We start from the raw sequence: 16,047 nt of genomic DNA on the forward strand, positions 1-16,047 counted from the left end.
GAACCACTATCGTCAGTCATGCCATCACCTCGACCTGCACGGCAGCAACCGCCGCCACAGGCATCAATAAATCCGCCAGACTCACCGCCGCCAGCGCATCACGCACGGCGCGGTTGATTGGCCCCCAATGCCCGCGCACCGCACAATGGCCCTCCATCGTACAATCCTGGCTTTCGCCGGTCAGGCAGTTCGTTAACGCAATCGGTCCATCCACAGCCTCGACGATCGCCGCAACGCTGATCTCGCCCGGCGCCCGCGCCAGCGAAAAGCCGCCGGCAACACCGCGCGACGCCGTCAACAACCCGCCCCGCGCCAATGTTCCCATCAGCTTGGCCACCGTCGGCACCGGGATCGACGTTACCTCCGCCACCCGCGCCGCCGACAGCCGCGCATCGGGCACACGCGCCGCCGCGGTCATCACGACCACGGCATAATCGGCAAGGTTGGTCAGCCGGATCAAGGACGATCCTCCTAAAGTGGAGCAATTTCGTCCGGCTTATGTGGGAAGCCCACGCGCCAAGTCAACGCCCAACTTCCGCTCGCCCCCACATTCCCCTATGCCCCCGCCATGAGCCCTATCGCGACCGATCCCGCCACCACCCGCCGCCTCTACGGCCGCCGCACCGGCCACAAGCTGCGCATCGGCCAGGCCGCGCTTGTCGAAAACCGCCTCCCCGGCCTCATCCTCCCCGACGCCGGCACCCTCACCCCGCAAATCCTGTTCGGCGACGACCGGCCCCTATGGCTCGAGATCGGCTTCGGCCGCGGCGAGCACATGGCCGGCCAGGCCCGCGCCAACCCCCAGGTCGGCATCATCGGCGCCGAACCCTTCCTCGATGGCGTCGTCGGCGCCCTCATCGAGATCGAGGAACACGGCCTCACCAACATCCGCCTCCACAACGGCGACGCGCTCGACGTGCTCGATCGCCTGCCCGAAGCCAGCGTCGACAAGGTCTTCCTGCTCCACCCCGATCCTTGGCCAAAACTCCGCCACGCCCGCCGCCGTTTCGTCAACCCCGGCCCGCTGGCGATGGTCGCCCGCGTCCTCAAGCCCGGCGGCGAATTCCGCCTCGGCACCGATCACCCGGTCTATTGCCGCTGGGCACTGATGCAGATGGCCCGCACCGCCGATTTCGAATGGCTCGCGGAAACCCCTGCCGATTGGCAGGTCCGCCCCGACGACTGGCCGCAGACCCGCTATGAAGCCAAGGCCCGCCGCCTCGGCCACGAGGTCTGGTATTTCCGCTACCGCCGGACCGGCACATCGCTAACGACGGTCGATTGACCAGCGCCGCGCGGCGCTTTAGGCCACGCACCGTGACACTCGCCATTCTCGAATTCGAAAAGCCGTTCGCGGCGATCCAGGCGCGCGCGGTGGACTATCGCGCCGCCGGTGACGAGGCCGCCGCCCGGCATGCCGACGGCGCCGCCCGCCGGCTGATGGCCGAAACCTATGCGCGCCTGACTCCGTGGCAGAAAACCCAGGTCGCCCGCCACCCGTCGCGGCCGCATTTCACCGATATCGTCAAGTCACTGGTCGAAGACTTCACGCCGCTCGCCGGCGACCGCACCTTCGGCGAGGACGCAGCCATCATCGGCGGCATCGGCCGTCTGCGCGGCCAGGATATCCCGGTCATGGTCATCGGCCAGGAAAAGGGCAACGACACCGCTTCCCGCGTCAAGCACAACTTCGGCATGGGTCGCCCCGAAGGCTATCGCAAGGCCATCCGCCTCGTCGAAATGGCCGGCAGGTTCAACGTGCCGGTCATCACCCTCATCGATTCGCCTGGCGCCTATCCCGGTATCGACAGCGAGGAACGCGGCGTCGCCGAGGCCATCGCCCGGTCGACGCAGGTCTTTCTCGACAGCCCGGTGCCGATCATCGCCGCCATCACCGGCGAAGGCATGTCCGGCGGCGCCATCGCCCTCGCCGCCGCCAATCGCCTGATCATGTTCGAACACGCCATCTACGCCGTCATCACCCCCGAAGGCTGCGCCTCGATCCTGTGGCGCACCGCGGCCAAGCCCGTCCCCACCGGCGCCAAAAACGCCCCCGTCGCCCCCGCCAGCCACGCCCCCGAAGCCGCCGAGGCCATGCGCGTCACCGCCACCGACCTCAGGAAGCTCGGCGTCATCGACACCATCGTTTCCGAGCCATTGGGCGGCGCCCACCGCGACCACCCCGCCGCCATCGCCGCGCTGTCGATGGCCATCACCGCCGAACTCACGCCCCTCCTCGCGATGGACCCCGCTGCGCTGCGCAAGGACCGCCGCAACAAGTTCGTAGAAATGGGCCGCCTCCTCTAACTTGTCCTCCCCCTCAGCCGTAGGCGACGCCTTCGCGTCAACGGGGGAGGCGAGAGACGCGTCTTCGCGGACCTGGGGGTGTCCCCCCGTCGACGAAAAGCACCCATGATCCAACCGCCCCGCAAAGCGTTAGACATCCTCATGCACCCAATCACACCACACATCGCCCTTCTCCTCGCCGCCACGGCGGCGATATTCGCCGTCGGCGCCAGCGCCCAGGCCCCCGGCTTCTCAGCCGCCGAGCGTGCCGAGGGCGCCAAGGTCAACCCCCAGCTCATCGCCGAGTTCGGCGGCGTCTATCCCGGTCCGCAATCCGCCTATGTCCGCGCCGTCGGCCAGCGTATCGCCGCGCAATCGGGCCTCGCCGCCAACCCGCGCGACTATACCGTCACCCTGCTCAATTCGAACGTGAACAACGCCTTCGCCATCCCCGGGGGCTATGTCTATGTGTCCCGGCAGCTCGTCGCGCTGATGAACGACGAAGCCGAGCTGGCCTTTGTCCTCGGCCACGAGATCGGCCACGTCGCCGCGCAGCACGGCCGCAAGCGCGAGCGCGCCTCGGGGCTGGCCAGCGTGCTTGCCGGGCTGGCCGGCGCCATCAGCGGCTCCAACATCGTCGGCAGCCTCGCCGGCGCCGGGGCGCAGGCCTATACGCTGGGCTATTCGCGCGACCAGGAACGCGAGGCCGACAGCCTCGGCGTCCGCTATCTCAGCCGGGCCGGCTACGACCCGTTCGCCAGCGGCGACATCCTCGCCGAACTCGGTGCCCAGACCAGCCTCGAAGCACGCCTCGCGGGGCGCAACGACAAGCAGGTCGGCTGGCTCTCCACCCATCCCGCCAATGCCGAGCGCGTCGCCCGCATCCGCCGCGAGGCCGCGAAGGTCGCCACGACGGGCCAGCGTGCCACCAACCGCGACGCCTTCCTCAACGCCATCGACGGCATGGCCTATGACGACGACCCGGCGCAGGGCATCATCGAGGGTCGCAGCTTTCGCCACGGCCCGCTCGGCATCGCCTTCGATGCACCCGCCGGCTTCACCATGCAGAACTCCCCGGCCGCCGTTATCGGCATCAAGCCCGGCGCCGGGCAATTCCAGTTCGCCGGCGGCACTGCGCCCGATATCGAAAGCTACAGTGCCAAGGTCTGGCAGGCCGCCGGTGCGACCGCCCCGCAACCCCGCGCCACCACCGTCAACGGCATCGAGGCCCGCGTCAGCCAGGCTCACGTCGAGAGCCGCAACGGCACCGTCGACGCGACGCTTGCCGTCTATCGCTGGGGCCCCGATCGCTATTATCACCTGCTGATGCTCGCCCCCGGCGGCAGCGCCGCGACCTTCGAACCGATGGTGACATCGGTCCGCCGCCTCACCCCGGTGCAAGCCGGCGCCATCCGGGGCCGCCGCGTCGATGTCGTCACCGTCAAGCCCGGCGATACCATCGCCAGCATGGCGGCGCGCATGGCCTATGCCGACAACCAGGTCGCGCGCTTCACCATCCTCAACGGCCTCGAAGCCGATGATCGCCTGCAGCCCGGTACCCGCGTCAAGCTGATCGTGCGCGGGTGAGCGCCGCCGCCGCGGCAGGGGTGAGCGCCGCCGCCGCGGCAGGGGTGACCGCACCAGCCGCGGTGGGGCGCACCGTCAACGTCGCCGCCGCCGCGCTGATCGACGCCGCTGGCCGCATCCTGATGGCACAGCGCCCCACCGGCAAATCGCTCGCCGGGCTATGGGAATTTCCCGGCGGCAAGATCGAGCCCGGCGAAACCCCCGAGGCGGCACTGGTCCGCGAACTTGACGAGGAACTCGGCATCCACGTCGCCATCGCCGACCTGGTGCCGCTGGTCGTCGTGCAACATGACTACCCCGATTTCATCCTGGTGATGACCGTCCACGCCTGCCGCAGATGGTCAGGCACCGCCCATGGCCGCGAGGGCCAGCCGCTCGTCTGGACGCTTTACGACGACCTCGCCGCTCTCCCGATGCCGCCCGCCGACCTGCCCGTCATCGCCGCGCTCGGCCGATTTATGCGACCAGCCGGCCGCGCGCTGTAACGAGTCATGTTGCGGGCGCGTGACAGCGAGGCTATGGCCCCACCCAAGTTGCAGGGGCGCACCGTACATGAAGATACTCGCCGGAAACGGTAATCCCGAATTGGCCCAGGCCATCGCCGGCTATCTCGATCTCAAGCTGACCAGCGCCTCGGTGCGCCGCTTCGCCGACGAAGAAATCTTCGTCGAGATCCACGAAAACGTTCGCGGCGAGGATGTCTTCGTCGTCCAGCCGACCGCCGCGCCCGCCAACGACAACCTCATGGAATTGCTCATCTGCATCGATGCGCTGCGCCGCGCCTCGGCCAAGCGCATCACCGCCGTCGTGCCCTATTTCGGCTACGCCCGGCAGGATCGAAAATCCGGCTCGCGCACGCCCATCTCGGCCAAGCTCGTCGCCAACCTGATCACCGTCGCCGGCGCCGACCGCGTCCTCTCGGTCGATCTCCACGCCGGCCAAATCCAGGGCTTCTTCGATATCCCGACCGACAATCTTTACGCCGCCCCGGTCATCGCCGCCGATATCGAATCGCGCCTCGCCCGGCAGGACATCGTCGTCGTCTCCCCCGACGTCGGCGGCGTGGTGCGGGCAAGGGCGCTCGCCAAGCGCCTCGGCAACGCCCCGCTGGCCATCGTCGACAAGCGCCGCGAACGCGCCGGCGAATCCGAGGTCATGAACATCATCGGTGATGTCAGCGGCCGCATGTGCGTGCTGGTCGACGACATCGTCGATTCGGCCGGCACCCTGTGCAACGCCGCCGCCGCCCTCATCCAGGCCGGCGCCACAGGTGCCACCGCCTATGTCACCCACGGAGTCCTGTCCGGCGGCGCCGTCGCCCGCGTCGAAGGCTCGGCACTCACCGAACTCGTCATCACCGATTCGATCGCCGCCGTCGCCTCGGTCCGCGGTGCGAACAAGATCCGCCGCATCACCATCGCGCCGCTCCTCGCCGAAGCCATGCGCCGCACCAGCGAAGAAAGCTCAGTCAGCTCATTGTTCGACTAATTCTTGCCCTCCCCCTCAAGGGGGGAGGCGAGAGACGCCTCTCGGCGGCCCGGGTGGGGGTGTCCCCCCTCCCAGAACGCGCCCTACTCCCCCCCAGTCGTCCGAGCAACAACCCGCCCATCCGGCAAATAAACCTTGGAAGCCGTCACATACTCACCCTTGGGCGTACAAATCCCGCCCGGATCGGCCTTGCGCGCCTTGGCGCAAAACTCGGTATCCGGCCGCGGCGCCTGCGCCAGCGCCGGAGCACCGACCATGCCAAAGCCCATCATCAGCGTAGCAAGAACAATCTTCGTCTTCATCACAATGTCCAAAAACGGCGGTCATCCGCCTGCATTCGTTATAGGAAGATAACGCTTTCACCCTCATTAACAACCATCCTCAACGTGACAGCCCAGCCCCCGCCCGCTAAGCCCGACCACCGATGCAGACCCCTCCCCCCAACGCCTTTCTCACCGTCGACACTGCCGCACTCGCCGCCAACTGGCGCGTCTTCGCCGCCGCGAGCGGCCCCGCCGACTGCGGCGCCGCAATCAAGGCCAACGGCTACGGCCTCGGCGCGCGCGAGGTCGCCGACACCCTCACCGCCGCCGGCTGCCGCGATCTGTTCGTCGCCCAATGGCAGGAAGTCGCCGCGCTCGGCCTCCTCCCGCAAGGCGTCCGCCTCGCCGTCCTCCACGGCGCCGACGCCGCCGACATTCCCTTCGCCCTATCCATCAACGCCGTCCCCGTCCTCGTCACCCCCGCGCAAGTCGCCGCCTGGAAATCCACCGGCCGCCCATGCGACGTGATGATCGACACCGGCCTCAACCGCCTCGGCCTCGCCCCCGCCGATGCCCTTTCCGGCCTGCTCGACAACCTAGAAATCCACACCCTCCACAGCCACCTCGCCTGTTCCGAAGACCGCGCCCACCAGCTCAACGAAACCCAGCGCCGCACCTTCGCCGAAATCTGCAGCAAAATCCCCGCTCGCCGCCTCGCCCTCGCCAACTCCGCCGGCATCGGCCTCGGCGCCCCTTATCACCTCGGCCTCACCCGCCCCGGCATCGGCCTCTACGGCGGCGGCCAATCGCCCGGCATCATGCCCCTCCAGCCCGTCGCCGCGCTGTCCGCCCGCATCCTGCAAATCCGCGACATCGCCCCCGGCGCCTGCGTCGGCTACGGCGCTACCTTCACCGCCGCCCGCCCCACCCGCCTCGCCACCACCGCGCTCGGTTATGCCGATGGCTACCCCCGCGCCCTGTCGAACCACGGCCGCGCCCATGTCGCCGGCATCCCCTGCCCCCTTGTCGGCCGCGTCTCGATGGACCTGACCATCTTCGACGTCACCGACGCCCCCCAGGTCGCCGAGGGCAGTTTCCTCGATATCGATTTCGACCTCGCCGAAACCGCTGCTGCATCGGGCCACAGCGAATATGAATTGCTTACCGGCCTCGGCGCCCGCTATGCCCGCATTTATAGATGACCGGCCTCTTCACCACCTTCGCGCACGCGCTGATCGCCCTCGGCACCGTCGTCATCGGCCTGTTCGGCTCGATCGGCCGGCTGACCCGCTTCGCCGGCACCGCCCTGTCGCGCCTCGTCCGCCCACCGTACTACCCGGCCCAGCTGTTCGAACAGATGCTCGTCATCGGCTATTTCTCGCTCCCCGTCGTCGGCCTCACCGCGCTGTTCACCGGCTCCGCCCTCGCCCAGCAGATCTACATCGGCGGCGCCCGCTTCAATGCCGCCGCCACCGTCCCCGCCGTCACCGTCATCGGCATCGTCCGTGAACTCGGCCCCGTCCTCGGCGGCCTGATGGTCGCCGGCCGCGTCGCCAGCGCCATGGCCGCCGAGCTCGGCACCATGCGCGTCACCGAGCAGATCGACGCCCTCACCACCCTGCGCACCGACCCCTTCCGCTACCTCGTCGCGCCGCGCATCGTCGCCGCCGTCCTCGTCATGCCCGTCCTCGTGCTGGTCTCGAACGCGCTGGGCGTCATGGGCGGCTGGCTCCTTGCCACCCAGCGGCTCGGCTTCAACTCCGCCCAATATCTAAACACCACAGCCAACTACCTCAAGCTCGACGATGTCATGTCCTCGATGGTCAAGGCCGCCGTCTTCGGCTTCTTCATCGCGCTGATGGGCTGCTACCACGGCTACCATTCCTCAGGCGGAGCAGCCGGCGTCGGCCGCGCCACCACCAACGCCGTCGTCTCGGCCTTCATCCTCATCCTGCTGTCGAACCTCATCATCACCGTCATTGTCTTCGGCTCATGACCGCCAAGATCGCCCTCGCCAACGTCCGCAAGCGCTTCGGTGCGAAGGTCGTCCTTGATGGCGTCGACCTGTCCATCGCCCCCGCCGAATCGATGGTCATCATCGGTGGCTCGGGCACCGGCAAGTCGGTGATGATCAAGTCGATCCTCGGCCTCATCCGACCCGAATCGGGCAGCATCACCGTCGACGGCCGCGAGGTCACCGGGCTTCGTGGCCGCGCCCTCGCCGATCACCAGGCGCGCTTCGGCATGCTCTTCCAAGGCGGCGCCCTTTTCGATTCGCTCCCCATCTGGCGCAACATCAGCTTCGCACTTTCCGGCCCTGCGCGGGAACGCCGCGCCGCCGCCATCGACAATCTCGCCCGCGTCGGCCTCGGCGCCGACGTCGCCGACCTGCGCCCGTCAGAACTCTCCGGCGGCATGCAGAAACGCGTCGCCCTCGCTCGCGCCATCGCCGCCAAGCCCGAGATCCTGTTCTTCGACGAACCCACCACCGGCCTCGACCCGATCATGGCCGACGTCATCAACGACCTCATCCGCACCCTCGTCACCGATCTCGGGATCACCGCCCTCACCATAACCCACGACATGGCGAGCGCCCGCAAGATCGCCGACCAGGTCGCCATGCTTTACCAGGGCAAGATCATCTGGCACGGCCCCCGCGCCGAGATCGATACGGCAGGGAACCCATATGTCGACCAATTCGTTAATGGCCGAGCAGAAGGGCCGATCAAGATGCAATTGCACAGTCTGTGAGCCGCAACGGTTTGCCCCCCTCGAACGGCAGCGTTGTCCTTGTCGAACTCCTGGCTCGATCAGCCGACGGCGACACTGCAGCATTCCGCGACTTTTACGATCGCACATCTGCTAAACTATATGGCATCATACTGCGTATCTTGGTTGAACGCGGCGAATCCGAGGATGTTCTTCAGGAGGTTTATGTGACGATCTGGCGAAAGGCGGCTGAATTCGACGCCGCGCGCGCCAGCCCGGTGACATGGACCGCGACCATCGCCCGCAACCGCGCCATCGACCGGCTGCGCGCCCGCGGCAGCCGCCCGTCGGCGCCCCTCGATGAAGCCGCCGATGTCCGCGACGAGGCCCCGCTTGCCGATGCCCGCATCGATGCCGACCGCGACACCAGCCGCATCCACGCCGCCCTCGCCGATCTCGAACCGCGCCATGCCGCCGCCATTCGCAGCTGTTATTTCGAGGGCCTGACCTACGAAAGTCTCGCCGTCCGCGAAGGCATCCCCGTCGGCACCCTCAAAAGCTGGGTCCGCCGCGGACTGCTGCGCATGAAGTTGTCGATGGCGGAGCATGCGCAATGAGCGCAGACGAGAATCTGGGCCCCTACGACATGTTCCCCGGCGTTTCCCCCGACGATCAGCTTGCCATGGACTATGCCATCGGCGCTCTCGGCCGCGCCGAACGGCGCGACACCGAGCGGCGGCTCCGATCCGATCCCGGTTTCCGCGCCTTGGTCGAAGTCTGGCAAGAGACCCTGTCCCCTCTTGGCGACGATACCACCCCGGTACCGCCCCCCGCGAGCGTCTGGGCGGCCATCAACGCCGAATTGCCCCCCCGCCCGGCTATTGCCCGCGCACCCGCCAGCAGCGGCTGGTGGAACAGCCTCGCGCTCTGGCGTGGCCTCGCCTTGGCCGGCACCGCCGCCGCCGTCGTTGCCCTGGCCACCCATGGCGAGACGCCGCCCGCTCTTGGCACGCCACCGAAAATCCTTGTCGCCTCGCTCTCCGGCGAAAACGGCGAACCCCTGCTCTCGGCGGCCTATGATGCCCTGCGCGGCGCTGTGGTCATCACCCCCGCCGCCAGGGAAGGCGAGGCCCGCGCCACCGACAAGGACGTCCAGCTCTGGGTCATCGAGGGCGAGAAGCCGCCACGCTCGCTTGGCATCGTCGATATCACCGAGGGCAACGCCTATGCGATCTCGTCGCAGCGCCTCGAGGGCTTGCAGCCCGGCGCCACGCTCGCCATCTCCGTCGAGCCACGCGGTGGTTCGCCCACGGGCACGCCTACCGGCCCTGTGATCGCCACGGGGAAGCTGAGCGCGATCTAGGCCGGTTCCGGCTCGGGTCGCCGCAAGGCTGGTTCGTTACGCAGTGCGACACTGACGCGCGGCGCAGCGACGAAACCACTTTACCCCTGACCGCGTAACTAATTTGTCCGAGCAGAGGACAGCCTGCCAACAGGAGTTTACAATGACATTCGCCAAACCCACGATTCGCCGCGCTTTGTTCGCCTTCGCCGCAGCCGGACTCGTGACGGCGCCCCTACAGGCTGCGTCGCACATGGAAACCAAAACCGTGATGGTCGGCGGCGCGCCGATGTATCCCAACAAGAACATAATCGAAAACGCCGTCAATTCGAAGGATCACACGACGCTCGTCGCCGCGATCAAGGCAGCCGGTCTCGTCCCCACCCTGTCGGGCCCGGGTCCGTTCACTGTCTTCGCGCCGACCAACGCCGCCTTTGCAAAGCTCCCGGCGGGCACCGTCGACACCCTGGTCAAGCCCGAAAATAAAGCGGCATTAACATCGATCCTTACATACCACGTGGTGCCGGGCAAGATGGGCGCAAAGGCAATTGCTGCCGCCATCAAGGCCGGCAAGGGTAAAGCCGTGCTGACCACCGTCGAGGGCGGCAAGCTGACCGTCTCGATGATGGGCGGCAAGGTCATGCTCACCGATGCCAAGGGCGGCATGTCGATGGTCTCGATCGCCGACGTCAACCAGTCAAACGGCGTCATCCACGTCGTCGACACCGTCATGATGCCCTGAACGAAGAAGGGCGAGCCACAAGGCTCGCCCTTTTCTATCATCACCTCTCCCCCTGCGGGAGAGGTCGAGAGACGCGCCCTTGCGCGGCCCGGGTGAGGGGTAACTGCCCTCAAACAGCTGCCTTCAACGCTCCAACCAGATCGGTCTTCTCCCACGAGAACCCACCATCGGCATCAGGCTGGCGCCCGAAATGCCCATAGGCCGCACTCCGCTGGTAGATCGGCTTGTTCAGCCCCAAATGCGTCCGGATCCCGCGCGGCGTCAGCCGGAACCCCAGCTTGGCGCTGTCGGCCAGCACCGCCTCGATAACCGACTCGTCGACCGTCCCCGTACCATGCAAATCGACATACACCGACAGCGGCTCGGCAACGCCGATCGCATACGACAGCTGGATCGTGCAGCGCCGCGCCAGCCCGGCCGCAACGATGTTCTTCGCGAGATACCGCGTGATATATGCCGCCGAACGATCGACCTTCGTTGGATCTTTGCCGCTGAACGCACCGCCGCCATGGGGCGAGGCGCCGCCGTAAGTGTCGACGATGATCTTGCGACCCGTCACGCCCGCATCGCCATCCGGCCCGCCAATCTCGAAACGCCCGGTCGGGTTGACGTGAATCACCGTCTCGTTGGTGATGAAGCCCTGCGGCAAAATCTCGTTGAACACGCCGACGACATAACCGCGCAGCACGGCATATTTGGCCGCATCGCCGCCCTTTTCGCCGTCGCTCTCCCACGGTGTGCAATAATCCACCGCGTGCTGCGTCGACACCACCAGCGCCGTCGCCCGCACCGGAATTTCATTTTCATAGGCCAACGTCACCTGGCTCTTGGCATCGGGCTCGAGGAACGGCGCCTTGCCCGAATGACGATCGGCAGCCATGCGCTCGAGAATCTTGTGCGAATAATACAGCGTCGCCGGCATCAGGTCGGGCGTTTCGTCGGTCGCATAACCGAACATGATGCCCTGGTCGCCGGCGCCTTCGTCCTTGTTGCCGCTGGCATCGACGCCCTGCGCGATATGCGCCGACTGGGGATGGAGGTGGTTCTCGAAATGCAGGTTCTGCCAGTGAAAGCCGTCCTGCTCGTAACCGATGCGCTTGACCGTCTCGCGCACGACGGTCTGGATTTCCTCCTGCGCGCCGGGCGCCCAATTGCCATCGGTATCGATCATGCCGAGCCCACGGACTTCGCCCGCCAGCACGACGCGATTGGTCGTCGTCAGCGTCTCGCAGGCAACGCGCGCCTCGGGATCTTTCGACAGGAACAGGTCGACGACCGCGTCCGAAATCTGGTCGGCGACCTTGTCGGGATGCCCTTCGGAAACCGATTCGCTGGTAAAGAGAAAGCTGGAGCGCGCCATCTGGGACCTGTCCGTGTCATGGAAAACCAAGCCCGCGTCTAGGCGGCAGCGCCCGCCCACGCAAGGGGCATAAAGATAGCTTTATATGATGGAGAGTATTTCGGTCCTCCCCGTCACCCCGGCGAAGGCCGGGGCCCATCTCCGGAACGCGCCGACCAGCTCCAAACCTCCGAGCCACCCAAACCTCTCCGTGCCCCGCAGCTCCGCGCCACCCAACTCACCCCTCAACCCCGCCGCCGATCCACCCAAACCCCCACACACACCAGCAACAACCCGAACCCCAACGTCACGCCATGCCCCCACCGTGCAAACACGGTCGGCGCCAGCGCCGGCGGCAGTGCCGACGACACCACGCCCTGCGTCCCCGCCGGATGGCTCACCACCACATTGCCGCCCGCGTCGATCATCGCGCTGATCCCGGTCGGCGTCGCCCGCGCCACCGGCAGCCCTTCCTCGATCGCCCGCAGCCGCGCCTGCGCCAGATGCTGCGGCGGGCCACTGGCGCCGAACCAGGCATCGTTCGAAATATTGGCGATCCACGCCGGCCGGTCGCCGGGATCGACCACCGCTCCCGGAAAAATGATCTCGTAACAGATCTGCACACCAACCGACGGAAACCCCGGCAGCGCCAGCGTCCGCGGCCCCGGTCCCGCCGCAAAATCGACATCCCCCGGCGTCAATCGCGTCAACCCCAGCCGCGCCATCAGCGGCCGCGCCGGCACATATTCGCCCAGCGGCACGAGGTGCGCCTTGTCGTACCGCCCCAGCAAGCGACCGCTGGCATCGATGACGAACAGGCTGTTGGTCAACGCCGTCACCTCGCCGCCCTTGTCGCGGATCACCGCGACGCCGCCGAAGAGCAACAGGTCGCGCGGCCCCAGCACCGATGCCAGCAAGGCGCGCGCCTCGGGGTCCTCCTCGACGGCATAGGGCACCGACGATTCGGACCACAGCACCAGCGCCCCCGCGTCGCGGTCCGCCGCTGCCGCCCCCAGCGCGCTGCGCGTCAGGTCGAGATAGACCTGCAGATGACGCTGTCCCGCACCTTCCGAATATTTCACGTCCTGTCCGATATTGGGCTGCACCAGGAACACGACCGGGCCATCGGGGTCATACTGCGGCCGGTCGAGCCCCGTGCCGGCAAGGCCCATGACCAGCACCGCCGCCGCGACGCCGACGCCGACCAGCCGCTCGCGCCGCAGCGCCCCCGGCCGCGCCATCAGCCACAGCCCGCCGCCCAGCAGCACGGTGATGCCCGACAAGGCCAGCGCCCCGCCATATTGCGCCATCTGCCGCACGCCCGGTACATCGACCCACGCCGCGCCCAGCGGGTTCCAGGCAAAACCCGACAAGACCCAGCCGCGCAGCCATTCGGCCAGCATCCACGCCGCCGCCAAAATCAGCACGCGCCCCAGCGGCCCCTTTGCAAACCCACGCGCCAGCGCCGCCGCCAGCGCCACATAGATCGCCAGGAACATCGCCAGCCCGATCACCGCGACCCAGCCCAGCCCGGCCGGCATCTTGGCCTGGAAGGTGAACGCCGTCGCGATCCAGGTCAGCCCGGCGGCAAAATGCCCGGCCCCGAACAGCCAGCCGCGCTTCGCCGCAGCGCGAACCGACGGCGCCGTGTCGACCAACGCCGTCAGCACGGCGATCCCCAGCACCGTCAACGGCACCAAATTCCACGGCTCGAACCCCAGCGCCGCGACGCCGCCGGCAAGGATCGCACACAGCGCAGCAAGCGGATTCGACAGGCGAGCATGCAACATGAGGCGGCGTTAGCCCGAAACCGCCGGACAGCGCCAGCACCTTCAAATAACCATTGGTCATGCTCAACTTGTTTCAGCATCCACCGTCCAGCCATGCCCAAATGTTGTAAACACAGCCCCATTGCGCCGGCCTCCCCTACCCGCCACTGTCACCCCCATGGCAACCCCCGCGCCGATGCTCGAATACGCCGACGTCAGCGTCCGCCGCGGCACCGCGACCTTGCTCGAGAACATCACCCTCGCCATCCCCACCGGCAGCTTCGTCGCCCTCACCGGCAGCTCCGGCGCCGGCAAGACCACCCTCCTCCGCCTCGCCAACCGCCTCGTAACCGCCGACACCGGCGAAGTCCGCGTCGCCGGCAAAAACGTCGCCGCCGGAGACCCCGCCACCCTGCGCCGCGGCATCGGCTACGCCATCCAGGGCGTCGGCCTGTTCCCGCACTGGACGATCGCCGAAAACGTCGCCGCCGTGCCCCGCCTGCTCGGCCACACCGGCCTCGCCGCCCGCGTCGCCGAGCTTCTCGAACTCGTCGAACTCCCCCGCGACTTCGCCGCCCGCTACCCGCGCCAATTGTCGGGCGGCCAGGCCAGCCGCGTCGGCCTCGCCCGAGCCCTTGCCGCCAAGCCGCCGCTCCTGCTCCTCGACGAACCCTTTGGCGCGCTCGATCCCGAAACCCGCGCCAACCTCGGCGACCGCCTCGTCGCCCTCCACCGCGAGCAAAACCTCACCACCCTGATGGTCACCCACGACCTCGCCGACGCTTTGCTCCGCGCCGACCGCGTCATCGTCCTCGACAAGGGGCGTATCGTGGCCGACGCCGCCCCCGCCGGTATCGTCGCCAGCGACCACCCCGCCGTCCGCGCCCTCATTGCCAGCCCGCTCGCCCAGGCCCGGCGCCTGGCGGACCTGCTGGCATGAACGAACAATGGTCGCGCGCTTTCGCCATGCTCCCCGATCGCCTCGCCGCGCATCTCGGCGTCAGCGCGGCGGCACTCGCGCTCGCCATTCTGATCGCAGTGCCCCTCGGCATGCTCGCCATCTCCCGTCCCGCGTGGAAAACCGCCCTCATAAGTACCGCCGGCATCCTCCAGACAATCCCGGCACTCGCCCTGCTTGCGCTCTTCTACCCCCTGCTTCTCCTGCTCGGCGGCCTCACCCAGCGCTTCGCCGGCTTCGGCATCCCCGCCCTCGGCCTGCTCCCCTCGCTCCTCGCTTTGTCGCTCTACGCCCTCCTCCCGCTACTCCGCGGCGGCATCGACGGCCTCGGCAGCATTCCACCCGAAATCCTTGATTCCGCTGACGGAATCGGCATGACCCGCCGCCAGCGCCTCCTCCAGGTCGAACTCCCCATCGCCGCCCCCATCGTCATGGGCGGCCTGCGCACCGCCGCGGTCTGGACCATCGGCGCCGCCACCCTCGCCACCACCGTCGGCCAGAAAAGCCTTGGCGACCTGATTTTCGCCGGCCTCCAGCTCGAGGACTGGACTCTCGTCGTAACCGGCTGCCTCGCCGCCGCCGGCCTCGCAATCCTCGTCGATAGCGCCCTCGCCAACGCCGAAACCGGTCTCAAGGAACGCCGCATTAACAAGGGCTTGTCTGGCCTCGTCCTGCTCACCGCCCTCGTCGCCGGCATCATCGGCTGGCACCTCGCCACCCGCCCCTCAGCCACCCAAACAGCCGCGATCGTGGTCGGTGCCAAGAATTTTTCCGAGCAATATATCCTCGCCGAACTCATCGCCGACCGCCTCCGCGCCCAGGGCCTGCCCGTCACCATCCGCTCGGGCCTAGGCTCCGCCGTCGCCTTCCGCGCCCTCGCCGCCGGCGACATCGATGTCTATGTCGATTATTCCGGCACGCTCTGGGACAATGTCCTCGGCCGCAAGGACATTGTCCCACGATCGCAGATGCTTGCCACCCTGCGCAGCGAACTCCCAACCCGCGCCAAAGTCGAGGTCGCAGCCTCCCTCGGCTTCGAGAACGCCTACGCTCTCGCCATGAAGCGCACCGACGCCACCCGCCTCGGCATCACCAGCCTCGCCGACCTTACCGCCCACGCCTCCCAGCTCCGCCTCGCCACCGATATCGAGTTCCAGCAGCGCCCCGAATGGGCCTCTCTCCAGAAAACATACGGACTTAAATTCAAGACCTTGACCGCCTACACCCCCACCCTGATGGTCCGCGCCCTCGGCGGCGGCGACGCCGATGTCATCACCGCCTTCTCCTCCGACGGGCGCATCGCCGCCGACGACCTCGTCCTGCTAACCGACCCCCGCGGCGCCCTGCCCGCCTATGACGCACTGCTGCTCGTCGGCCCCCACCGCCCCGACCTGACGGCAAAACTCGACAATTTGCAGAACGCCATCCCGGTCGAAAAAATGCGCCAGGCCAATTGGCAAGCTGACCGCGACACCGACAAACAGACCCCCCAGCAAGCCGCCAAGTGGCTGGCGAAGCAGCTGAAATAGCTCCTCCGCCGCGATCGCCACTGCCCCCGCCTGAT

Annotated in this window: 17 protein-coding genes; 13 read left to right on the plus strand and 4 right to left on the minus strand. The window is 67.6% G+C overall.

Annotated elements, in window-relative coordinates; genetic code table 11:
• Positions 1 to 16: 16 nt before the first annotated feature.
• On the minus strand, positions 17 to 460 hold the full coding sequence (locus IEW98_RS13105) for an SUF system Fe-S cluster assembly regulator (RefSeq protein WP_308785504.1): 444 nt from the start codon (positions 458 to 460) through the stop codon (positions 17 to 19).
• Positions 461 to 568: 108 nt separating this feature from the next.
• On the opposite strand from IEW98_RS13105, the gene trmB reads away from it, so the two are divergent.
• The 5 genes from trmB to IEW98_RS13130 all read left to right on the plus strand — a co-directional run bounded on the left by trmB (position 569) and on the right by IEW98_RS13130 (position 5,361).
• Complete coding sequence (gene trmB, locus IEW98_RS13110) at positions 569 to 1,285, plus strand: tRNA (guanosine(46)-N7)-methyltransferase TrmB (RefSeq protein ID WP_188763446.1); 717 nt, start codon at positions 569 to 571, stop codon at positions 1,283 to 1,285.
• A gap of 32 nt (positions 1,286 to 1,317) precedes the next feature.
• Complete coding sequence (locus tag IEW98_RS13115; RefSeq protein ID WP_188763447.1) at positions 1,318 to 2,307, plus strand: acetyl-CoA carboxylase carboxyltransferase subunit alpha; 990 nt, start codon at positions 1,318 to 1,320, stop codon at positions 2,305 to 2,307.
• A 141-nt stretch (positions 2,308 to 2,448) separates the two neighbouring features.
• Positions 2,449 to 3,873, plus strand: a complete 1,425-nt coding sequence (locus tag IEW98_RS13120; RefSeq protein ID WP_243450758.1) for a M48 family metalloprotease — start codon at positions 2,449 to 2,451, stop codon at positions 3,871 to 3,873.
• 122 nt (positions 3,874 to 3,995) lie between these two features.
• The gene (gene mutT, locus IEW98_RS13125) at positions 3,996 to 4,358 is read left to right on the plus strand and encodes an 8-oxo-dGTP diphosphatase MutT (protein ID WP_243450764.1); all 363 of its coding nucleotides are present in this window, start codon (positions 3,996 to 3,998) and stop codon (positions 4,356 to 4,358) included.
• Positions 4,359 to 4,425: 67 nt separating this feature from the next.
• A complete protein-coding gene (locus IEW98_RS13130; protein WP_188763449.1) occupies positions 4,426 to 5,361 on the plus strand; it encodes a ribose-phosphate pyrophosphokinase in 936 nt (311 codons plus the stop codon).
• Positions 5,362 to 5,444: 83 nt separating this feature from the next.
• Here IEW98_RS13130 and IEW98_RS13135 read toward each other — a convergent pair whose 3' ends face one another.
• Positions 5,445 to 5,663 carry a hypothetical protein gene (locus tag IEW98_RS13135; protein ID WP_188763451.1) on the minus strand — a complete coding sequence of 73 codons (219 nt, stop codon included), beginning with the start codon at positions 5,661 to 5,663 and terminating at the stop codon, positions 5,445 to 5,447.
• 122 nt (positions 5,664 to 5,785) lie between these two features.
• On the opposite strand from IEW98_RS13135, the gene alr reads away from it, so the two are divergent.
• From alr to IEW98_RS13165, 6 genes are all read left to right on the plus strand, one after another.
• Positions 5,786 to 6,826 (plus strand): alanine racemase, encoded by a 1,041-nt coding sequence (gene alr / locus IEW98_RS13140; protein ID WP_188763452.1) that lies wholly within the window; start codon positions 5,786 to 5,788, stop codon positions 6,824 to 6,826.
• Positions 6,823 to 7,620 carry an MlaE family ABC transporter permease gene (locus tag IEW98_RS13145; protein ID WP_188763454.1) on the plus strand — a complete coding sequence of 266 codons (798 nt, stop codon included), beginning with the start codon at positions 6,823 to 6,825 and terminating at the stop codon, positions 7,618 to 7,620. Before alr ends, IEW98_RS13145 begins: the two co-directional genes overlap by 4 nt.
• Positions 7,617 to 8,375, plus strand: a complete 759-nt coding sequence (locus tag IEW98_RS13150; protein WP_188763456.1) for an ABC transporter ATP-binding protein — start codon at positions 7,617 to 7,619, stop codon at positions 8,373 to 8,375. Before IEW98_RS13145 ends, IEW98_RS13150 begins: the two co-directional genes overlap by 4 nt.
• A complete protein-coding gene (locus tag IEW98_RS13155; protein WP_243450759.1) occupies positions 8,372 to 8,950 on the plus strand; it encodes a sigma-70 family RNA polymerase sigma factor in 579 nt (192 codons plus the stop codon). The genes IEW98_RS13150 and IEW98_RS13155 overlap by 4 nt, the downstream gene beginning before the upstream one ends.
• On the plus strand, positions 8,947 to 9,696 hold the full coding sequence (locus IEW98_RS13160; RefSeq protein WP_188763458.1) for an anti-sigma factor: 750 nt from the start codon (positions 8,947 to 8,949) through the stop codon (positions 9,694 to 9,696). Before IEW98_RS13155 ends, IEW98_RS13160 begins: the two co-directional genes overlap by 4 nt.
• Before the next feature lie 142 nt (positions 9,697 to 9,838).
• Positions 9,839 to 10,417, plus strand: a complete 579-nt coding sequence (locus IEW98_RS13165; protein ID WP_188763460.1) for a fasciclin domain-containing protein — start codon at positions 9,839 to 9,841, stop codon at positions 10,415 to 10,417.
• Positions 10,418 to 10,526: 109 nt separating this feature from the next.
• On the opposite strand, the gene metK is transcribed toward IEW98_RS13165, so the two are convergent.
• Positions 10,527 to 11,777: a methionine adenosyltransferase gene (gene metK, locus IEW98_RS13170; protein WP_188763462.1), complete on the minus strand. Its 1,251-nt coding sequence runs from the start codon at positions 11,775 to 11,777 to the stop codon at positions 10,527 to 10,529.
• A 224-nt stretch (positions 11,778 to 12,001) separates the two neighbouring features.
• Positions 12,002 to 13,546, minus strand: coding sequence for an apolipoprotein N-acyltransferase (gene lnt / locus IEW98_RS13175; RefSeq protein ID WP_188763464.1), 1,545 nt, complete (start codon positions 13,544 to 13,546; stop codon positions 12,002 to 12,004).
• Between the two features lie 157 nt (positions 13,547 to 13,703).
• On the opposite strand from lnt, the gene IEW98_RS13180 reads away from it, so the two are divergent.
• Entirely contained in the window at positions 13,704 to 14,465 is a 762-nt protein-coding gene (locus IEW98_RS13180) for an ATP-binding cassette domain-containing protein (RefSeq protein WP_188763466.1), read from the plus strand.
• A complete protein-coding gene (locus IEW98_RS13185; protein ID WP_188763468.1) occupies positions 14,462 to 16,012 on the plus strand; it encodes an ABC transporter permease/substrate-binding protein in 1,551 nt (516 codons plus the stop codon). Before IEW98_RS13180 ends, IEW98_RS13185 begins: the two co-directional genes overlap by 4 nt.
• Positions 16,013 to 16,047: the final 35 nt, after the last annotated feature.

It is taken from the genome of Sandarakinorhabdus glacialis (assembly GCF_014643455.1).
In the GTDB taxonomy this organism is placed as follows: domain Bacteria; phylum Pseudomonadota; class Alphaproteobacteria; order Sphingomonadales; family Sphingomonadaceae; genus Sandarakinorhabdus; species Sandarakinorhabdus glacialis.

Bases quoted from the DNA above. Each gene is read 5' to 3' on its own strand.
- trmB (WP_188763446.1), top strand. From the start codon at position 569: ATGAGCCCTATCGCGACCGATCCCGCCACCACCCGCCGCCTCTACGGC.
- IEW98_RS13120 (WP_243450758.1), top strand. From the start codon at position 2,449: ATGCACCCAATCACACCACACATCGCCCTTCTCCTCGCCGCCACGGCG.
- mutT (WP_243450764.1), top strand. From the start codon at position 3,996: ATGGCACAGCGCCCCACCGGCAAATCGCTCGCCGGGCTATGGGAATTT.
- IEW98_RS13130 (WP_188763449.1), top strand. From the start codon at position 4,426: ATGAAGATACTCGCCGGAAACGGTAATCCCGAATTGGCCCAGGCCATC.
- IEW98_RS13135 (WP_188763451.1), bottom strand. From the start codon at position 5,663: ATGAAGACGAAGATTGTTCTTGCTACGCTGATGATGGGCTTTGGCATG.
- alr (WP_188763452.1), top strand. From the start codon at position 5,786: ATGCAGACCCCTCCCCCCAACGCCTTTCTCACCGTCGACACTGCCGCA.
- IEW98_RS13145 (WP_188763454.1), top strand. From the start codon at position 6,823: ATGACCGGCCTCTTCACCACCTTCGCGCACGCGCTGATCGCCCTCGGC.
- IEW98_RS13150 (WP_188763456.1), top strand. From the start codon at position 7,617: ATGACCGCCAAGATCGCCCTCGCCAACGTCCGCAAGCGCTTCGGTGCG.
- IEW98_RS13160 (WP_188763458.1), top strand. From the start codon at position 8,947: ATGAGCGCAGACGAGAATCTGGGCCCCTACGACATGTTCCCCGGCGTT.
- IEW98_RS13165 (WP_188763460.1), top strand. From the start codon at position 9,839: ATGACATTCGCCAAACCCACGATTCGCCGCGCTTTGTTCGCCTTCGCC.
- metK (WP_188763462.1), bottom strand. From the start codon at position 11,777: ATGGCGCGCTCCAGCTTTCTCTTTACCAGCGAATCGGTTTCCGAAGGG.
- lnt (WP_188763464.1), bottom strand. From the start codon at position 13,546: ATGTTGCATGCTCGCCTGTCGAATCCGCTTGCTGCGCTGTGTGCGATC.
- IEW98_RS13180 (WP_188763466.1), top strand. From the start codon at position 13,704: ATGGCAACCCCCGCGCCGATGCTCGAATACGCCGACGTCAGCGTCCGC.
- IEW98_RS13185 (WP_188763468.1), top strand. From the start codon at position 14,462: ATGAACGAACAATGGTCGCGCGCTTTCGCCATGCTCCCCGATCGCCTC.